The sequence below is a fragment of the Archangium gephyra genome, from assembly GCF_042230915.1.
GTDB lineage: Bacteria > Myxococcota > Myxococcia > Myxococcales > Myxococcaceae > Archangium > Archangium gephyra_B.
This window is the reverse complement of the sequence record NZ_CP102578.1, coordinates 512,843-528,949: the sequence shown is the minus strand read 5'-3', so window position 1 is coordinate 528,949 and position 16,107 is coordinate 512,843. Positions and strand designations below refer to the sequence as shown.

The window sequence follows — 16,107 nt, the reverse complement described above, 5'->3', positions numbered from 1 at the left end:
CTTCTCTGACTTCCGCTTCCGCCGCGCCATGGGATAGTGGCCCCCGCTCCATGCGGCGCAAAGACACCCACGGTGCCGGAGACGTGAAGACGCGCGGGCCTCGCTCCAGCAAGGCCCCCACCGCCGAACCGCGCGAACGCATCCTCCAGGAGGCCACCCGCCTCATCGCCCAACGCGGCTTCGGCGCCATCTCCGTCAACGACGTGGCCCAGGCCGTCGGCATCAGCAAGCAGGCCCTCCTCTACCACTACCCCTCGCGCGAGGCGCTCCACGAGGCCGTCGTCGCCTCCCTCGTCGAGCACTCCAACCGCCACCTCCTGCTGCTGCTCGGCGCCTTCACCGGCAAGGGCGAGGAGCGTCTGGAGCGGGCCATGGGGCAGATCCGCCAGTTCTTCGACACAGACCCGCACGCCGCCCGCGTCATCCTGCGCGAGCTGCTCGATGGGGACCGCGCGCAGGTCGCCCGGCTGAGCCGCGGCGTGGAGCCGTGGCTGCGCCTCATGGCCGACACGCTGCGCCAGGGCCAGCACGAGGGGCACATCCGCCTGGAGTTGGATCCCGAGGCCGCGGTGGCGCACGTCGGCACGCTGCTGCTCACCACCTTCGCCCTGCTTCCCCTGGAGGGTTGGACCGGCGTGAGCGACGCCGAGTGGCGCGAGCGCCGGCTGGGTGAAGTGGTGCGCATCATCGAGCGCTACCTCTTCACCCACGCCAGCCCCGGGCCCGAGGGCCCCGCGCGTCCCGCCTCTCCCCGGCGTCAGACGAAGTAGGAGCGGCGCCGCACTTCCTCGGGCAGCTGCTCCAGGTCGAAGCCGTCCAGCTTGCTCATCTCGCTCTCGGTCATCCCGAGCGCCTTGTACTCCGGGGTCGTGCCGGACACGCCTCGCAGCACTCCGGCCGCCATCTTCCGCGCCACCGACAGCCCCAGCGGCCCCACCGCCATGCGGTTGAAGGCCACGTGGCCCACCTCGTCCACCAGAATCTCAATCAGCCGCTGCTCCATGGACTCGCGCACCGCGGGCTGCTCCCGGAAGATCTCCCCCACCCGCTTGAGCATCCACTGGAACATGAAGACGCCGGCGATCTCCGAGGCCAGCAGGATGGGATGGAAGAAGAGGCCCGGCGCATAGGCCAGCGAGCCGATGAGTACCCGCAGCTGCAGGCTCGGCTTCCACGCCCCCTCCACCTTCACCCCGAAGTGCTGCGTGGCCCCGATGAGGATGCGCGTGTGGTACGTCTCCTCGAAGCCCAGCAGCCGCTCCACCTGGTGGAAGAGCTGCGTCCCGTCCTGGCGCTTCTGGCGCACCCGGCCCACCACCTCCACGCCGTACGCCTCGCCCGCGTTCGCCTTCACGAACGTCAGCAGCGCCACCTCCGGCAGCGTCAGGTGCTTTACCTCACCGAAGCTCGCGTAGGCCCGGTTGAAGGCCTCGCCGTCCACCTTCCCCTGGTACTGGCTCTCCCAGCCCGCCGCCTCGCGCAGCCACTCCTCGCGCAGCGAGAAGCCCCGCTCGAAGTTCATGTCGCCGTTGCGGCGCTCGAGGAACCGCCGGTAGTCCCGCAGGAGATCCTCCCGCGCGGACTCGGGGATGGGGGCGAAGAAGCTGGGGCGCAGGGACGTGGAAACCAGTGCGTCGGCCATGACGAACCTCGGTGGGGGTTGCCGCCTGGAGGGCAGGCACTTACCAGTCGGTAAGTCATACTCTCCCGTCCGGCAAGCGATTCGTCCAGACCCCGGGACGTCGGCAATTGTCATCCAACACTCAAGGTGTGTGGCATGGGCGGTATTTTACGCCCCCCGGCACATTGCCCCTCCCCCTCATTAGGGTCCAGAATGAGGCAACCCCCCGCCTCCAGGCACCATGGACTCCGCTCGAAAGCTGCCCCCGTCCGAAGCGTCCGAATCCCCCTCGGAGCCCCAACCCGGTGATTGCAAGGTGCTCGTCGTGGATGACTACGACGACGCCCGGGAGATGTACGCCGAGTACCTCGAGTTCCTCGGCTACCAGGTGCAGACCGCCCGGGATGGGCAGGAAGCCATCCAGATGGCCCAGCAGTCCCATCCGGACGTCATCCTGATGGACCTGTCGCTGCCCGTGGTCAGCGGCTGGGAGGCCACCCGGCTGCTCAAGCAGGACGCGCGCACCAGCCACATCCCCGTGATGGCGCTCACCGGCCACGTCCTCCCCGCGCACACCGAGAAGGCCCGCGAGGCCGGCTGCGACGAGTTCGTCTCCAAGCCCGCCCTCCCCGACACCGTGGCCGACAAGATCCGCGCCCTCCTGCAGAAGACGGGCAGCAAGCCTCGCTCGCGGTGAGCCCTCCGCCTCCCTCTTCCCAGCCGCCACCTCCCAACGACGGCTGGCAACCGCCGCCGGAGTTCGACGAGTACCGGCTCCTGCGCCCGCTGGGGCGCGGACGCACCGGGCACGTCTACCTCGCCCACGACACCCTGCTCGAGCGCACCGTGGCGGTGAAGTTCATCCCCACGCTCGATGACGAGGCCCTCGCGCGCTTCCTCATCGAGGCGCGCGCCGCCGCCCGCCTCCAGCACCCCAACGTCGCCACGCTCTACCGCGCCGGCCAGTTCGAGGACCTGCCCTACCTCGTCTCCGAGTACATCCGCGGCACCAGCCTGGACCGGCTCCCCAGGCCCCAGCCCTGGCAGCGCGTCCTGGACATCGGCATCGGCCTGGCCCGAGGGCTCGCCGCCGCCCACCGCCGCAACGTCCTCCACCGCGACATCAAGCCCGCCAACGCCATCCTCGATGAGGCCGGCCAGGTGAAGCTGCTCGACTTCGGCCTGGCCAAGCTCCTCGATGCGCCCCCGGAGCTCCCCGGCGACGCGCCGGACGCCGGGCCCGAGGCGCCCCCGGACACGGGCACCTCCTCCTCGGAGCTCGACCTGACGTCCCCCACCCACAGCAGCCTCGTGGGCACCCCCTACTTCATGTCCCCCGAGGTCTGGCGGGGAGAGCCGGCCTCGGTCCGCTCGGACCTCTTCTCCCTCGGGGCCCTGCTCTACGAGCTCGCCGCCGGCCAGGGCCCCTTCCGCCATGTGCCGCTGAGGGAGCTGCCCTGGGCCCTCCAGAAGCAGGACGCCCGTCCCCTGGCCGCGGCCGCGCCGGGAGTGGAGCCCCGCTTCGCCGAGGCGGTGGACCGCTGCCTGCGCCGCGAGCCCACCGAGCGCTTCGCCTCCGCCGACGCGCTGCTGGAGGCGCTGGAGGATCTGCACGCCGGTGACACCGCCCCGCCCCTGCCCGAGGGCAATCCCTACCGCGGCCTCCATGCCTTCCAGGAGGAGCACCGCGCCCTCTTCTTCGGCCGGCGGCAGGAGGTGCGCGCCGTGCTGGAGCGGCTGCGCGCCAATGCCTTCGTGCTCGTCACCGGCGACTCCGGCGTGGGCAAGTCCTCGCTGTGTCTGGCGGGCGTGCTGCCCCGCGTGCGCGAGGGCGCCCTGGAGGACGGCCTCTCCTGGAGCGTGGCGCGCATGGTGCCCGGCCGCCGGCCCGTGGCCACCCTCGCCGCCGTGCTCGCCCCCCATGTCGCGCTGGAGGAAGCCCGCCTCGAGCAGCTCGCCCGCGCCGAGCCCACCACCCTGGTGCGGGCCCTGCGCGCCGCCCTGGGCGAGGGCGCCCGCCGCGGCGTGGTGCTGCACGTGGACCAGCTCGAGGAGCTCGTCACCCTGAGCGAGCCGGCCGAGGCCGCGCTGATGGCGGAGCTGCTGGGACAGCTGGCCTCGGGGGTGACGGGCGTGCGCCTGCTGGCCACCTCCCGCAGTGACTTCCTCACCCGGCTGGGCGCGCTGCCCGGCCTGGGCGAGGCCCTCTCGCGCGCCCTCTACCTGCTGCGCCCCCTGGGCCGCGCCGAGGTGCGCGAGGTGGTGACGGGCCCCGCCCGCGCCAAGGGCGCCCGCTTCGAGTCCGAGGCCCTCATCGACACGCTGGTGGAGTCCACCCTGCGCGCCGAGGGCAGCCTGCCCCTGCTCCAGTTCACCCTCGCCGAGCTGTGGGAGGCCCGGGACCAGGAGCACGGCCTCATCCCCGCCGCCGCCCTGGAGGCCCTCGGCGGCGTCAATGGCGCGCTCGCCCGGTACGCGGACGGCGTCATCGCCCAGCTGCTGCCGGACCAGCAGGGCGCGGCGCGGCAGCTCCTCATGCGGCTCGTCACGGTGGACGGTACGCGCGCCCGCCGCTCCGAGGCCGAGCTGCTCGGCCAGGACCCGGCCTCGCGCGCCGCGCTGGAGGCCCTCATCCGCGCGCGCCTCGTGGTGGCCCGCCGCTCCGAGGAGGGCACCACCTTCGACATCGCCCACGAGGCCCTGCTCAGCGGCTGGCCCATGCTCGCCCAGTGGCTGGCCGAGGCCAACGAGGCCCGCCTGCTCCACGCCCGGCTGGAGCTGGCCGCCGCCGAGTGGGAGCGGTTGGGACGCCCGCGCGAGGCGCTGTGGGGCACCCGCCACCTCGCCGAGGTGCGCGGCCTCGCCCCGGAGAGCCTCACCCACCGCGAGGCCGCCTTCCTTGAGGCCTCGCGCGGAGGCGTGCGCCGCGGCCGGCTGCTCACGCGGGTGCTCGCCGCGGGCTTCGTCGCCTCGCTCGCGCTGGTGTACGCCGGCTTGCGCCTCCACGCCTGGTACAGCCTGGGGCAGCAGGTGAGCGCGCAGCTCGCCAAGGCGCAGTCCTTCCTGGAGCATGCCCGGGAGCGCGACCGCGCCCTGGAGGTGGCCCGCACGGAGGCCTTCGCCCTCTTCGACGCGGGCAAGCTGGACGAGGCCCGGCCCCGCTGGGCCGAGGCCCTGCGGATTCAGACCGGCACCCAGCAGGCCTACGCCCAGGCCAGCGAGGCGATGGAGCGGGCGCTGGTGCTCGACCCGGCCCGCGAGGCGGTGCGCGGCGCCTTCGCGGAGGTGCTGTCGGAGCGCACCCGACTCGCCGAGCGCACCTGGCACCCCGGCGAGCGCGACGAGCTGCTGCAGCGCCTGCGCCTCTATGACACCACGGGCGAGCGCATGGCGCGCTTCGAGGCACCCCTGCGCGTGAGCCTGAGGACCCGGCCCGCCGGGGCCACGGTGTCCCTGGCGCGCTACGAGTCCGCGAGCGATGGACGGCGGGTGCTCACGGCGGCGCGCCAGGTGGGCGCCACCCCGCTGGAGGGGCTGTCACTGGAGCGCGGCACCTGGGTGTTGGAGCTGAGCGCCCCCGGCCATGCGCCGGTGCGCCACGTGGTGCGGGCCGAGCCCGGTCCCGAGCGCACCCTGGACGTGGCGCTGCCCGAGGCGGCCCGCGTCCCCGAGGGCTTCGTCTACGTGCCGCGCGGCACCTTCCTTTTCGGCACCGCGGCCGACGAGAACATCCGCCAGTTCTTCGACACGGCGCCGCTGCACGAGGTGGAGACGGGGCCCTACCTCATCTCGCGCACCGAGGTGACGTATGGCGAGTACCTGCGCTGGCTGGAGGCACTGCCGCCCGAGGAGCAGGCGAAGCGCACGCCGCATGGGGCCAAGGTGGCCTCGATGAACGCCGAGGTGGAGCTGAAGCGGCTGCCGGATGGGCGCTGGCACCTGAGCATCCACCCCAACGGGGTGACGTACGCGGCGCCCGAGGGCGAGCCCCTGCGCTACACCACCCGGCCGCGCCTGGTGGAGCAGGACTGGCGGCGGCTGCCGGTGGGCGCCATCGACTACGCGGACGCCAAGGCCTACGCGGCGTGGGTGGCACAGACGGGCCGCGTCCCCGGCGCGCGGCTGTGCAACGAGCTGGAGTGGGAGCGCGCCGCCCGGGGCGCGGACGAGCGCGAGTACCCCCACGGCGACGTGCTGCTGCCCCACCAGGCCAACTACGACGAGACGTACGGCAAGGTGGGCGCCAGCTTCGGCCCGGACGCGGTGGGCAGCCACCCCGACTCGCGCAGCCCCTTCGGCGTGGACGACATGGTGGGCAACGTCTTCGAGTGGGCCGACTCCATCCTCCAGCCCGGCCGCTCGGTGGCCCGCGGCGGCAGCTACTACTTCGGCGCCAGCACCGCGCGCTCGCCCAACCGCGAGACGCCCGAGCCCGGCTTCCGCGATCTCAGCGTCGGCCTACGGCTGTGCGCGGATGCGCCCTCCACCCCCTGAGGCGAGTGCCCGGCAGCGGACACCGCCAGCGTCCGGCGATCAACACCTGCCCTCCCCCCAGTACGAGCGGGCTTCAGCTTCACGGTAACAGTACACCCGCGGCCGTCCCCCTCCCCCCGGCGGCCGTTTTCCGTGAGGAGCTCCATGCGCTCGTCGTACCTGCCCCGTTCCTGGCTCGCCGGAGCCCTGTTCCTGTCCGCCTGCGCCACCCCCCTTCCCGAGGAGGAGCTGGCCCCGCGCGGCTTCACCAAGGCCCCGCTGGCGGCGGACAACGGCTCGGACCTGAATGGCTCGGACCTGAATGGCTCGGACTTGAATGGCTCGGACCTCAACGGCGCCGAGCTGAACAACTTCCTGGTGAGCGTGAACTTCAACCCGGCCATCAAGGGCGGCGCGCTGCTGGACGAGGCGTGGCTGCGCGGCACCTCGTTCTATGGCTACAAGGGAAGCACCCTCTACAAGGACGCGGAGTTCGTCGGCGTGCAGTTCCAGGGCAACCTGGGCGATGGCAGCACGGTGCCCGTGCGCATCACCGGCATGAACCCGGCCCCGGCGCCCAACGCGGATGTAAACCTCTACAGCATCGAGTACCGCGCCGCGGACGGCACGTGGCGCCCGGCCTGCCGCAACGTCGCGGGCACTCCGGTGCAGGCCCTGCCGGTGGAGGGCGTGTGGAACTACCGGCAGAACGTGGAGGGAGGCGGCTCGAAGACGGATGACCCGCAGCGCTTCACCTTCGCGTGCCAGGGAGGCGCCATCGCCAAGTGCGCGCTGTGGGGCTACCGGCCGTGGGCCACGTACAACGGAGTGCCGCTCGCGCACTACCACCAGGCGTGCACGCGCATGGTGCGCGCCGACTACTGCGGCACGGGCAAGAGCTATACGAAGACGGGCAACCGCATCAATTTCTACGACGAGCTGGGCATCCAGCAGGACACCGAGAGCTGGGTGTTCGAGGCGGAGTGGGACCAGAACGGCGCGCGCTGCTTCTACGGCCTCAACCGCACGCACGCGCAGCTGCCCTGCTTCGACTCGCGGGTGGACCTCTTCTGCGGTCAGCAACTGAGCACCAGCCGCGGCGTGCTGATGCGCAACGAGACGCCCGGCTCGCTGGGCATCGACCTGGGCTTGTAGTCAGGCGCACTTCGCAGAGGGACCCGCTAACCCTTGTTCGGCGGGTCCAACTGCATCGGCCGAGGGTAGCAGAGGCCCAGTGGATCCCAGACGTACTTCTCCATCGGGACCAGCGTCAGGTGACTCATGGCCTGCTTCTCGGCGAAACGCATGAAGCGCTCGGAGACGAGGACGACGCCCCACATGCCACGGGGCCTGAACACGTCCTCTCCCTTCCAGGTACCTTCCTCCAGGACGAGCCCGTCGATGGCGTCAGTGCCGACGTTGCGACACCACGAGCACTCTGGAGGCTTCTTGCTCAGGATGCGGCTGCGCTCCATGTCCAGCGCCGGGTTGCCGTAGGCGGGGTTGACGTAGAGATACCGGGGCGGTGGGCCGGGCTTGGGGCCACGGCGCTTGCGGCGTACACGGGTGATCTCGACAGGATGGAAGCCGCTGAGCCCCGTCAGCCCCTCTGCCTTGAAAGCTTCCGCGAAGCGCTCGGAGATCAGCAGGTCGGTAGGCCCCTTCATGAGGTCCCCATAATCCTTACCGTAGAGCTCCAGCTCGCCCCGGTAGGGGGGTTCCCAACTCAGCGAGCCGATGCCGTCCCCACATTGAGGACAGTGCATCCCAGGGCCGGTATTGATGACATCCGCGTCGAACTCGGTGTCGTGATGGCCTCCGCGCAGCTTTTCCACGACGAAGAACCGCGAAGGGTGGGAAGAAACGTCAGAGGCCATCGGGGAACCTCGCTCGCATATCGGGCCGGTTATAGATTCCCCTCAACATGGCCTCGAACTCCTCGGGGGTTGCCTTGCTATATCGCTCGAGCCAGTTGATGACTTCATCATCTACATCGCGGTGCCATTTCTGATAGCCGTTGTGGGCAGCCTTGTCGGCGGCCCGCGTGACGAACCGGGGGTCTCTCTCGGTGTACCGGCCCTTGAGTGTTCTATGCAGATCGAGCTTTCTCGCGATCCGCTTGGAAATGGGGTGGTGGAGTTGTCCGCTCGGCCTGGGCGCCTCCGCTCCTTCTCCCGAGCCTTGGCCCACCATGGCGACCGCCGTGGAGGGAAGGGTGATGACGATGGTGCCGCCAACGACAGCCACTGCCCTCACCTGCCCCACATTCGCCAGGTTGATACCCAGCTGGGAGGCACCCACCGCCGCGGCCTCCGGGAAGCCAGGTAGCCCCGACAGCCGCGAGGCCAGCCACGCCGCGCCTCCCGTCATGCCCTGGCTCACCACCATCGTGACCGCGAGGACAACAACGCGCGCCACCTGCGGACCCACCCGCTCCGCGAAGCGCTGACCGGCCCGCTCCAACTCCCCGGGGGTGATGGCTTTGTCCGAGGCCCTCTTCAGCTCCCGGCTCGCCTCCACCACCTCCAGGAAGGTCTCCATTCCCAGGTAGACCAACATCAGCACCGAGACGATGGCGGCCGCCTTGGTGAACACGGGCTCGGGATTCGCCGCCAGGACGGCCCAGGTGATGAGGCCCGTCGCGATGACCGTGTAGAAGAGCTGGGGGGCCAGCGTCTTCTCCACCGCCCTGGCGATGCTCTCACGCATGGGCTGAAGTGACAGGCCCAGGGACACTCCCAGCTTGTCCCACTCGGTCAGGCCCGCCAGGCCATCGCGCAGCGACAGGCAGTCCGCCCTGTGCTGGCCCGCCCTGCAGAGGCCGCCGAAGCTCCTGCTCATGAGGCTTCGCCACCGGGTCTCCGTGTCGTCGATGGAGCAGGAGGCGCGCGCCCACCCGCCTTGCACCAGGAGTGTCAGCGCCTCTTCGAACGCGTCCGCCTCCACCTTCACGGACTTGTTCGAAGTGGGCAGCCGGTACTCCCGTGGCGGCCCTTCACCTATGTCCAGCCGTACTCCGCGCGCGGTGGTGCACGCGGACAACAGCGACAACAGCGTGACCATCACGGTCAAGCGATGTGCCATGAGACGCCCTCCAGCCTGCTTATCCTTGGGATGTTCCCGCGTCCCCTCACGCTACCTTGCGCTCGGCGGCCTCTCCCACCCGTGCCAGCGGCAGCCGCACCCGGAAGCAGGCGCCGCGCGCCACGGACGTGTCCAGCTCGAGCGTCCCGCCGTGGTTCTCCATGACGAGCTGCCGGCAGATGGCCAGCCCCAGCCCCGAGCCCTTCCCCACGTCCTTCGTGGTGAAGAACGGCTCGAAGACGCGGGCCCTCAACTCCTCGGGAATGCCCGGGCCGTCATCCGTCACCACCAGCTCGGCCATGCCGTCGCGCACGGCCGTGCTCACCCGCACCTCGCCCTCGTCTCCCAGCGCATCCAGGGCGTTGCGCAACAGGTTCAGCGTCACCTGCCCCAGCTGCCCCCGGTTGAAGGAGAAAAAGGGCAGCTCGCCGCATTGGAGCTCCACCCGCGCACTCGCGGGCAGCGAGCGCCGCACCAGCTCCACCGTCTCCCGCACCACCTCGTTGAGGTCCCCCGGCTCGAGCTTCGGACGCTCGCCGCGCAGGAATGCCCGCAGGTCCGCCTGGATGCCCCGGATGCGCTCGGTGGCGTGCTGCATCGCCTCCAGCGCGTCCGGCGTGTCCTGCAGCAGGAACTCCACATCTAGCTCCCGCCACAGCCGCTCCACCTCCGCCGCGTCCTCGGGGTGGGCCTCCAGTCGCTCACGGCTGCGCCGCAGCACCTCGGACAGCTGGTCGAAGTACTCGCGCACCGCCGGCAGGTTGGTGTGGATGGCGGTGAGCGGGTTGTTGATTTCATGCGACAGCCGCGCCATCAACTGCCCCATGGCGGAGAGCTTCTCGGCCTGCATCACCTTCTGGCGGGCCTGATCGAGCTCGGCGGTGCGCGCCTCCACCAGGCGCTCCAGCTCGGCGTTCTTGCGCCGCAGGGCGATGCCGCGCCAGCGCACCACGCCCACCACCGCGGCCCCCAGCAGCAGCACGCCCAGGCCCCGCGCCCACCAGGACGCCCACCACGGCGGGTGCACCACCAGGTTGAACCCGGCCACCGGCCCCCACGGGCCCCAGTCGTTGCGCGCGCGAACCTCGAAGCGGTAGCTGCCCGCCGGCAGCGTGCTGTAGCGCACCGAGCGCCCCGGCACCGCGTGCCAGTCGTCCATCCCCACCAGCCGCGCCTCGTGCCCCACGTGCCCCTCGTCCAGCGCGCCCAGGTCGGCGAAGCGCACCTCCAGCGTCGTGGCTCCGTGCGCGGCCTCGAGCCCCTCCACCCGCGCGCCGGGAATCTCGTGCGTCCCCAGCCGGGTGTTCAGCAGCACCACGCGCGGCGGCGCGGCCGGGCCCGCGTAGTGCACCCCATCGAAGCGGCCCAGGCCGTTCGAGGTGCCCACCCACACCGTGCCGTCCGCCTCCGCCAGGAAGGAGTTGCCGCTGCAGTCGTCCCCCGGCGCCCCGCCGCTCGCCCCGAAGTGCTCGAGCACCCCGTCCTCCCCCACGAGGTGCACCCCCGCCCCCGTCCCCACCCACAGCCGGCCCGCCACGTCCTCGCCCAGGAAGTAGACGACGCCATTGAGCAGCCCCGTGCTCCGGTCCAGGCGGAGCACCTCCGTGAGCCGCCCGCCCTCGTAGGTGAAGCAGCTCAGCCCCAGCGGCTCCACATAGGACACGCACACGCGGCCATCGCGCCGCGCCACCATGTAGCGCACGCGCTCGTCCCGCAGCCCCTCCGCCGTGCCCAGGCGCCGGAACACGCCCCCCTCTCGCACGTACAGCCCATCTCCCGACGCCCACAGCCTTCCGGCCGCGTCCCGCTCCACGCCCCCGAAGAACGTCCGCCGGCTGTGCGGCAGCACCTGCTCGAAGGCCCAGTCCCCGCCCCGGCGCTCGCCCCGGTACAGGCCCGAGGTGGTCGCCGCCCACAGGGTTCCATCCGGCTCCCACAGCAGGTCGAACGTGTAGCGCGCCGGCAGGCCCGCCGCCTCGCCGAACGTCCGCACCGCCCCGCTCCCGGGCTCGTAGCGGTGCAGCCCCACCGGGTTGCCCGCGGCCCACAGCGCGCCGTCCGGGCCCACCTTCACGCTCTTGAGCGAGTACCCGCGCAGCCCGGGCACGGGCACCCAGCCCTCGGACGTCGCGCGCGCGAGCCCATCATCCGTGCCCACCCAGAGCGTCCCGCGGGCATCGCGCTCCAGGCCCCAGATCATGCTCGAGGGCATCCCGGTGGAGGCATCGTGGACGCTCCACAGGCCCCGGCCCAGGGAGCGGTGCACCCCCAGGCTGACGACCCAGAGCGTGCCCTCCCGGTCATGCAGCACGTCCCGCATCCGCGCCGAGCGCTCCGCCAGGCCCAGCCGCCACAGCTCCACCCGCTCGCCCTCCACCGCGAGCAGGCCGCGGTAGTTGGGCACCAGCAGCTGCCCGCGCAGGCCCACGCGCAGGCGGCGCCCCGCGCCCATCATCCCGTAAATGAGGGAGGAGCGGTCCTCGAACGGCGCCCCCTCACGCGGCTGCACGGCCAGCCAGCTCTCGCCGCTCGCCCACAGGCGGCCCTGGCCGTCGCGCACCAGGTCCGAGATGGGATTGCCGTGCCCCAACACCTCGTGGATGAGCCAGCGCCCCCGGGCGTCACGGCTCATCAGGCGCGCGCCCGAGCCCACCTGGATGTCCCCCGCGGCATCCGTCCACAGCACCAGGGCTGGGCCTCCGGGCCAGCCCGGCATCGGGATGAACCGCCCCGGCTCCACCTCCACGTACAGCCCCTGCTCGGTGCCCGCCACCAGCCGGCCCCCGGCGTCCAGGCGCACGCTCCACACCTGCTCGGGGACTCCATTCATCGGCACGGCGGTGAAGCGGCTCCCGTCCCAGCGCACCACGCCCTTCTGCGTGGCCAGCAGCAGCCGGCCCTGGGAGTCGAGCGTCTCGTCCCTCACGATGGACGACGGCAGCCCCGCGTCCAGCCCGAAGCGCTCGAAGCGCTCGCCATCGAAGCGGTACACCGCATCCGCGGCGCACACCCAGACGAACCCCTCCGCGTCCTGCAGCACGCAGGACATGTCGTGGTTCTCGATGCCCGCGTCCGTGCCGTAGCTGCGAAAGCCGATGCGCCCCGGCGGCTCCGCGCTCCTCGCCTCACGGGCCCACAGCAGCAGCGCGGCGAGGCCCACGGCCAGGAGCGTGGCGTTCCGGTACGACGGCATGGCTCCCGTGGCCTCTCTCGGAAAGCGGGGTCACACGGATTGACCCGGGAGGTTCAGTCTAGCACAGGGCCCGAGGGCCTCACCGGCTCAGCCCGGGAGCCTCGGCACCCTCACCCCGTCCCTCTCCCGAGGGGAGAGGGGATGACTCACGGTGGGCGTTGGCCTCACGGGGAGAGGAGGCCTCGCGGGGTGCGCCCTGGCGAGCGGGCCCACGGTTACGCCCCCGCAGCCGCCCGTATAGCTTCTTCGCCGGCAGGGCGATGGTCAGCGACACCGCCAGCACCGACAGCGCCAGCCCCAGCGCCGGCAGCACGTCCTGCGAGCGGCCGAGCCGGCTCGCCAGGCCCGCGAAGTTGGACCAGCCGTACGCCAGCGGCAGGTGCACCACGTACACCCAGAGCGACGCGCGCCCCACCGGCGCCATCCACCTGTCCAGCCGCGAGGGCAGCCGCATCGCCAACCCCGCCGCCACCGACAGCAGCCCCACCCGCCACGCCACCAGCGTCGGGTCGCTCACCCTCGGGTCTCCGCCCCACAGCGTCATCAACGCCAGGATGACCGTGCCCACGCCCATCAGGCACAGCCAGTGCGGCGCCCGCTTCACCTCCGCGAGCCACAGCCCCGCGAGGCCGCCCACGAAGAAGTACGCCGACCAGGGGAAGAGCGGGAAGTTGGACGTCCGGCTCACCAGCGCCTGCTCCAGCGCCAGCGGCCACCCGCCCGCCTCCACCGTCGCGCGCACCCACGGGCTCACCAGCGGCAGCAGCACCGCGAGCACCGCCAGCGCGCCCATCCGCGCCGTCCGCCCCTTCAGCAGCGACAGCACGCCCGCGCCCACCAGCAGCGCCCCCGCCACCCCGTGCAGTGCATCGAAGGCCAGGAAGTGCCGCCACACCGTCACGTCCCCGGCGAACAGCAGCGGCAGCCCCCACCCGGGCCAACGCAACAGGTAGCCCCAGCCGAGCAGCAGGGCCACGCGCGGCAGGTACCGGCGCAGCACGCTCGCGCCGTGCGCACCCGTGCGCTGCACCGTCGTCGCGAAGGCCCACCCGGCCACGAAGAGGAACAGCGGCGCCGTCACGGCCCGCAGGCTCCAGTACGCCACCATGCCCACGCCGTCGCGCGCCGCGTCCGACAGCACCGCGTCCAGCGTGTGGCCCATCACCATCGCGAGCGTGGCCACCGCCCGCGCACGGTCCAGGCCCGTGTTGCGCGAGCCCGGTACCGGCGGGAGTGGCGCGGCGCTGGGGGCCTGGGCACTCATGACTTCAGCACTCGCTCACGCTCAGACGCGCATCGGCATCACCACCGCCGTGAAGCTCCGGTCCCCCGGCGCGTGCAGCACGCCCGGGCTGTGCTCGTCACCCAGCTCGAAGGCCACCTCGTCCGTGTCCGTCACCGTCAGCACGTCGATGAGGTAGCGCGCGTTGAAGCCGATGGTGATGGCCGTGCCCCGGTAGGCGATCTCCAGCGCGTCCTTCGCCTCGCCCAGGTCCGGGTTGTTCGCCGTGATCAGCAGCTGGTTCTCCGACAGGCCCACCCGCACCGCGTAGCTCTTGTCCGCGCTCAAGAGCGCGATGCGCTTGAGGCCCTCGAGCAGCCGCGTCTTGGGCACCAGCACCGCCTTCTCGCCCTCCTTGGGGATGACGCGCTGGTACTCGGGGAACTGCCCGTCGATGAGCCGCATCACCATCGTCAGGCCCGTCTTCTTGAAGAGCGCCGAGTTCTCCGCGAACCCCAGCTGGCACTCCGCGTCCGGCGCCTCGTCCAGCAGCCGCTTGAGCTCCAAGAGGCCCTTGCGCGGGATGATGACGCCGCCCTTGAGCTTGAAGTCGCCCGGCAGCTCGCGCTCGATGAGGGACAGGCGGTGGCCGTCCGTGGCCACCATCCGCACCTTGCCGCCCTGCTGCGGCTCGAAATAGACGCCGTTGAGGATGTAGCGCGTCTCGTCCGTGGAGATGGCGAACTGCGTCTTCTTGATCATCTCCAGCAGCGTGTTGCCCGTCACCTGCACCAGCGGCGCGCTCTCCTCGCGCGGCAGCTTCGGGTACTCCTCGGGCGCCGTGCCGACGATCTTGAAGTGCGCCGGGCCGGAGGAGATCTCCACGTAGTTGTTCGCCAGCTTCTTGAGCGTGACGTGGGCGTCCGGCAGGTTCTGGACGATGTCGAAGACGTACTTGGCGCTGAGCGTCACCGCGCCGGGCTTCACCACCTCGGCCGGGTGCTCGGACACGATGCCGATCTCCAGATCGAACGCGGTGACCGTCACCCCCGTCTTGTGCGCCGTGACGAGCACGTTGGCCAGGATGGGCATCGTCGTCTTGCGCTCCACGATGCCCTGGGCGCGGTAGAGGGCCTTCTTCAGCTCGTCGGCGGCGATGCGGAATTCCATCTCGGGGGGTCCTTGAAGAACCAGGGGTACGGGAAAGGGTGGCGGCCCCTCGGCCGCCCTCGCCGGATGTAGCCCGGGGGCTCCGGGTCGTCAACGAACCTGACGTCTGCGGTCATGCTCTCCCGTCCGGCACACGGCCATCCGGGCACTTGCGCCCCCTCCCCAGGCCCCGGCATACAGGTAGGACCTATTCCTACCGACCCGCCGACCGGTCGCTGCTTCCCGCCACCGCCACCCCCATTACTAGGGAGGGTCGAGCGAGGAGGAGAACGCCATGCACGATAGGGTCTACAAGACCGACGACGAGTGGCGGCAGGATCTCACCCCGGAGCAGTACCGGGTGATGCGCCAGGGGGCCACCGAGGCGCCCTTCACCGGGAGCTACGTGGACCACCACGCGCGCGGCATCTACTGTTGCGCGGGCTGCGGCCACACGCTCTTCGCCTCGAAGGCGAAGTTCGACTCGGGCACCGGCTGGCCCAGCTTCTGGGCCCCCCTCCGCGCCGGCCACGTGGCCCACCACGAGGACCGCTCCTCCTTCCTGCGCATCCGGACGGAGGTGGCATGCGACCGCTGCGGCGCCCACCTGGGCCATGTCTTCGACGACGGGCCCCCGCCCACCGGGCTGCGCTACTGCATCAACTCGGCCGCCCTGGCCTTCGAGGCCGAGGACGCGGCCCTGGAGGAGGCGGTCCTGGAGGAGGACGCCGGCGCGCCCGCGTATGAATGACCCGGACCCCGGGTGCGTCTGAAGTGGCATCTGCCCCGGGAGGCGGCGAGACTGCCCCCTCCCTTTCCGGAGCCCGACCATGACCTCGCGCCTGCCCCTGCTCACCGCCGTCCTCGCACTCGGCCTGCTCGCCGGCTGCAGCAAAGGCACCACCCCTCCCCCCGCCGAGCCCTCCCCCGCCGCCGAGTCTGGTGGCACCCCCACCGCCCCCATGGACAAGCCCGCCACCGACAAGCCCGCCCCCGCTCCCGAGACGCCCTCGGGTGGCACCGCCGCCGCGCCCTCCGCCGAGCGCGGGCCGGCCGTCTACTTCATCCGCGACAGCGGCGTGCGCTGCATGACCACCCCCTGCCCCTACTTCGTCGCCACCCGGCCGGACCGGCCCAACGACGAGCCCCTCCAGGTGCACGAGGTGGACACGGCGGCGCTCGGCCTCAGCGACGAGAAGCGCGCCAGCGTCATGGAGGCCACCCACGGGAACGTGGGGCTGAAGGTGGAGGCCACCCTGGACACCATCCCCAACGCGGGGCCGGCCGGCGCCGCCACGGTGCTGCGCGTCCGCCGCATCGTCGAGGGCCAGTAGTCCCTCCACCTACCCGGGGGGCCCCCGCCCC

At 71.7% G+C, this 16,107-nt stretch carries 12 protein-coding genes; 6 read left to right on the top strand and 6 right to left on the bottom strand.

Features of this window, described 5'->3' with window-relative positions; translation table 11 throughout:
• Positions 1-50: 50 nt before the first annotated feature.
• Positions 51-770 (top strand): TetR/AcrR family transcriptional regulator, encoded by a 720-nt coding sequence (locus NR798_RS02140; RefSeq protein ID WP_375769709.1) that lies wholly within the window; start codon positions 51-53, stop codon positions 768-770.
• Here NR798_RS02140 and NR798_RS02135 read toward each other — a convergent pair.
• Complete coding sequence (locus NR798_RS02135; RefSeq protein WP_375769708.1) at positions 758-1,642, bottom strand: hypothetical protein; 885 nt, start codon at positions 1,640-1,642, stop codon at positions 758-760. The genes NR798_RS02140 and NR798_RS02135 overlap by 13 nt on opposite strands.
• A 220-nt stretch (positions 1,643-1,862) precedes the next feature.
• On the opposite strand from NR798_RS02135, the gene NR798_RS02130 reads away from it, so the two are divergent.
• The 3 genes from NR798_RS02130 (at position 1,863) to NR798_RS02120 (ending at position 7,249) form a co-directional block, all read left to right on the top strand.
• A complete protein-coding gene (locus NR798_RS02130) occupies positions 1,863-2,318 on the top strand; it encodes a response regulator (protein WP_375769707.1) in 456 nt (151 codons plus the stop codon).
• Positions 2,315-6,115, top strand: a complete 3,801-nt coding sequence (locus tag NR798_RS02125) for an SUMF1/EgtB/PvdO family nonheme iron enzyme (protein ID WP_375769706.1) — start codon at positions 2,315-2,317, stop codon at positions 6,113-6,115. The genes NR798_RS02130 and NR798_RS02125 overlap by 4 nt, the downstream gene beginning before the upstream one ends.
• Positions 6,116-6,259: 144 nt before the next feature.
• Positions 6,260-7,249: an ADYC domain-containing protein gene (locus tag NR798_RS02120; protein ID WP_375769705.1), complete on the top strand. Its 990-nt coding sequence runs from the start codon at positions 6,260-6,262 to the stop codon at positions 7,247-7,249.
• 26 nt (positions 7,250-7,275) lie between these two features.
• Here the strand turns inward: NR798_RS02120 and NR798_RS02115 are convergent, their stop codons facing one another.
• The 5 genes from NR798_RS02115 to dnaN all read right to left on the bottom strand — a co-directional run bounded on the left by NR798_RS02115 (position 7,276) and on the right by dnaN (position 14,763).
• Entirely contained in the window at positions 7,276-7,971 is a 696-nt protein-coding gene (locus NR798_RS02115; protein WP_375769704.1) for a hypothetical protein, read from the bottom strand.
• A complete protein-coding gene (locus NR798_RS02110) occupies positions 7,961-9,178 on the bottom strand; it encodes a hypothetical protein (RefSeq protein WP_375769703.1) in 1,218 nt (405 codons plus the stop codon). Before NR798_RS02110 ends, NR798_RS02115 begins: the two co-directional genes overlap by 11 nt.
• Positions 9,179-9,224: 46 nt before the next feature.
• Positions 9,225-12,371: an ATP-binding protein gene (locus NR798_RS02105; RefSeq protein WP_375769702.1), complete on the bottom strand. Its 3,147-nt coding sequence runs from the start codon at positions 12,369-12,371 to the stop codon at positions 9,225-9,227.
• A gap of 79 nt (positions 12,372-12,450) precedes the next feature.
• Positions 12,451-13,635 carry an acyltransferase gene (locus NR798_RS02100; protein WP_375769701.1) on the bottom strand — a complete coding sequence of 395 codons (1,185 nt, stop codon included), beginning with the start codon at positions 13,633-13,635 and terminating at the stop codon, positions 12,451-12,453.
• 21 nt (positions 13,636-13,656) lie between these two features.
• Entirely contained in the window at positions 13,657-14,763 is a 1,107-nt protein-coding gene (gene dnaN / locus NR798_RS02095) for a DNA polymerase III subunit beta (RefSeq protein WP_375769700.1), read from the bottom strand.
• Positions 14,764-15,037: 274 nt separating this feature from the next.
• On the opposite strand from dnaN, the gene msrB reads away from it, so the two are divergent.
• Together msrB and NR798_RS02085 are read left to right on the top strand one after the other, a co-directional pair.
• On the top strand, positions 15,038-15,493 hold the full coding sequence (gene msrB / locus NR798_RS02090; RefSeq protein WP_375769699.1) for a peptide-methionine (R)-S-oxide reductase MsrB: 456 nt from the start codon (positions 15,038-15,040) through the stop codon (positions 15,491-15,493).
• A 79-nt stretch (positions 15,494-15,572) separates the two neighbouring features.
• Positions 15,573-16,076, top strand: coding sequence for a hypothetical protein (locus tag NR798_RS02085; protein ID WP_375769698.1), 504 nt, complete (start codon positions 15,573-15,575; stop codon positions 16,074-16,076).
• Positions 16,077-16,107 lie beyond the last annotated feature (31 nt).

Excerpts from the sequence above, each read along its gene's own strand:
- NR798_RS02140 (WP_375769709.1), top strand. The coding sequence starts at position 51 with ATGCGGCGCAAAGACACCCACGGTGCCGGAGACGTGAAGACGCGCGGG.
- NR798_RS02135 (WP_375769708.1), bottom strand. The coding sequence starts at position 1,642 with ATGGCCGACGCACTGGTTTCCACGTCCCTGCGCCCCAGCTTCTTCGCC.
- NR798_RS02130 (WP_375769707.1), top strand. The coding sequence starts at position 1,863 with ATGGACTCCGCTCGAAAGCTGCCCCCGTCCGAAGCGTCCGAATCCCCC.
- NR798_RS02120 (WP_375769705.1), top strand. The coding sequence starts at position 6,260 with ATGCGCTCGTCGTACCTGCCCCGTTCCTGGCTCGCCGGAGCCCTGTTC.
- NR798_RS02115 (WP_375769704.1), bottom strand. The coding sequence starts at position 7,971 with ATGGCCTCTGACGTTTCTTCCCACCCTTCGCGGTTCTTCGTCGTGGAA.
- NR798_RS02110 (WP_375769703.1), bottom strand. The coding sequence starts at position 9,178 with ATGGCACATCGCTTGACCGTGATGGTCACGCTGTTGTCGCTGTTGTCC.
- NR798_RS02105 (WP_375769702.1), bottom strand. The coding sequence starts at position 12,371 with ATGCCGTCGTACCGGAACGCCACGCTCCTGGCCGTGGGCCTCGCCGCG.
- NR798_RS02100 (WP_375769701.1), bottom strand. The coding sequence starts at position 13,635 with ATGAGTGCCCAGGCCCCCAGCGCCGCGCCACTCCCGCCGGTACCGGGC.
- dnaN (WP_375769700.1), bottom strand. The coding sequence starts at position 14,763 with ATGGAATTCCGCATCGCCGCCGACGAGCTGAAGAAGGCCCTCTACCGC.
- msrB (WP_375769699.1), top strand. The coding sequence starts at position 15,038 with ATGCACGATAGGGTCTACAAGACCGACGACGAGTGGCGGCAGGATCTC.
- NR798_RS02085 (WP_375769698.1), top strand. The coding sequence starts at position 15,573 with ATGACCTCGCGCCTGCCCCTGCTCACCGCCGTCCTCGCACTCGGCCTG.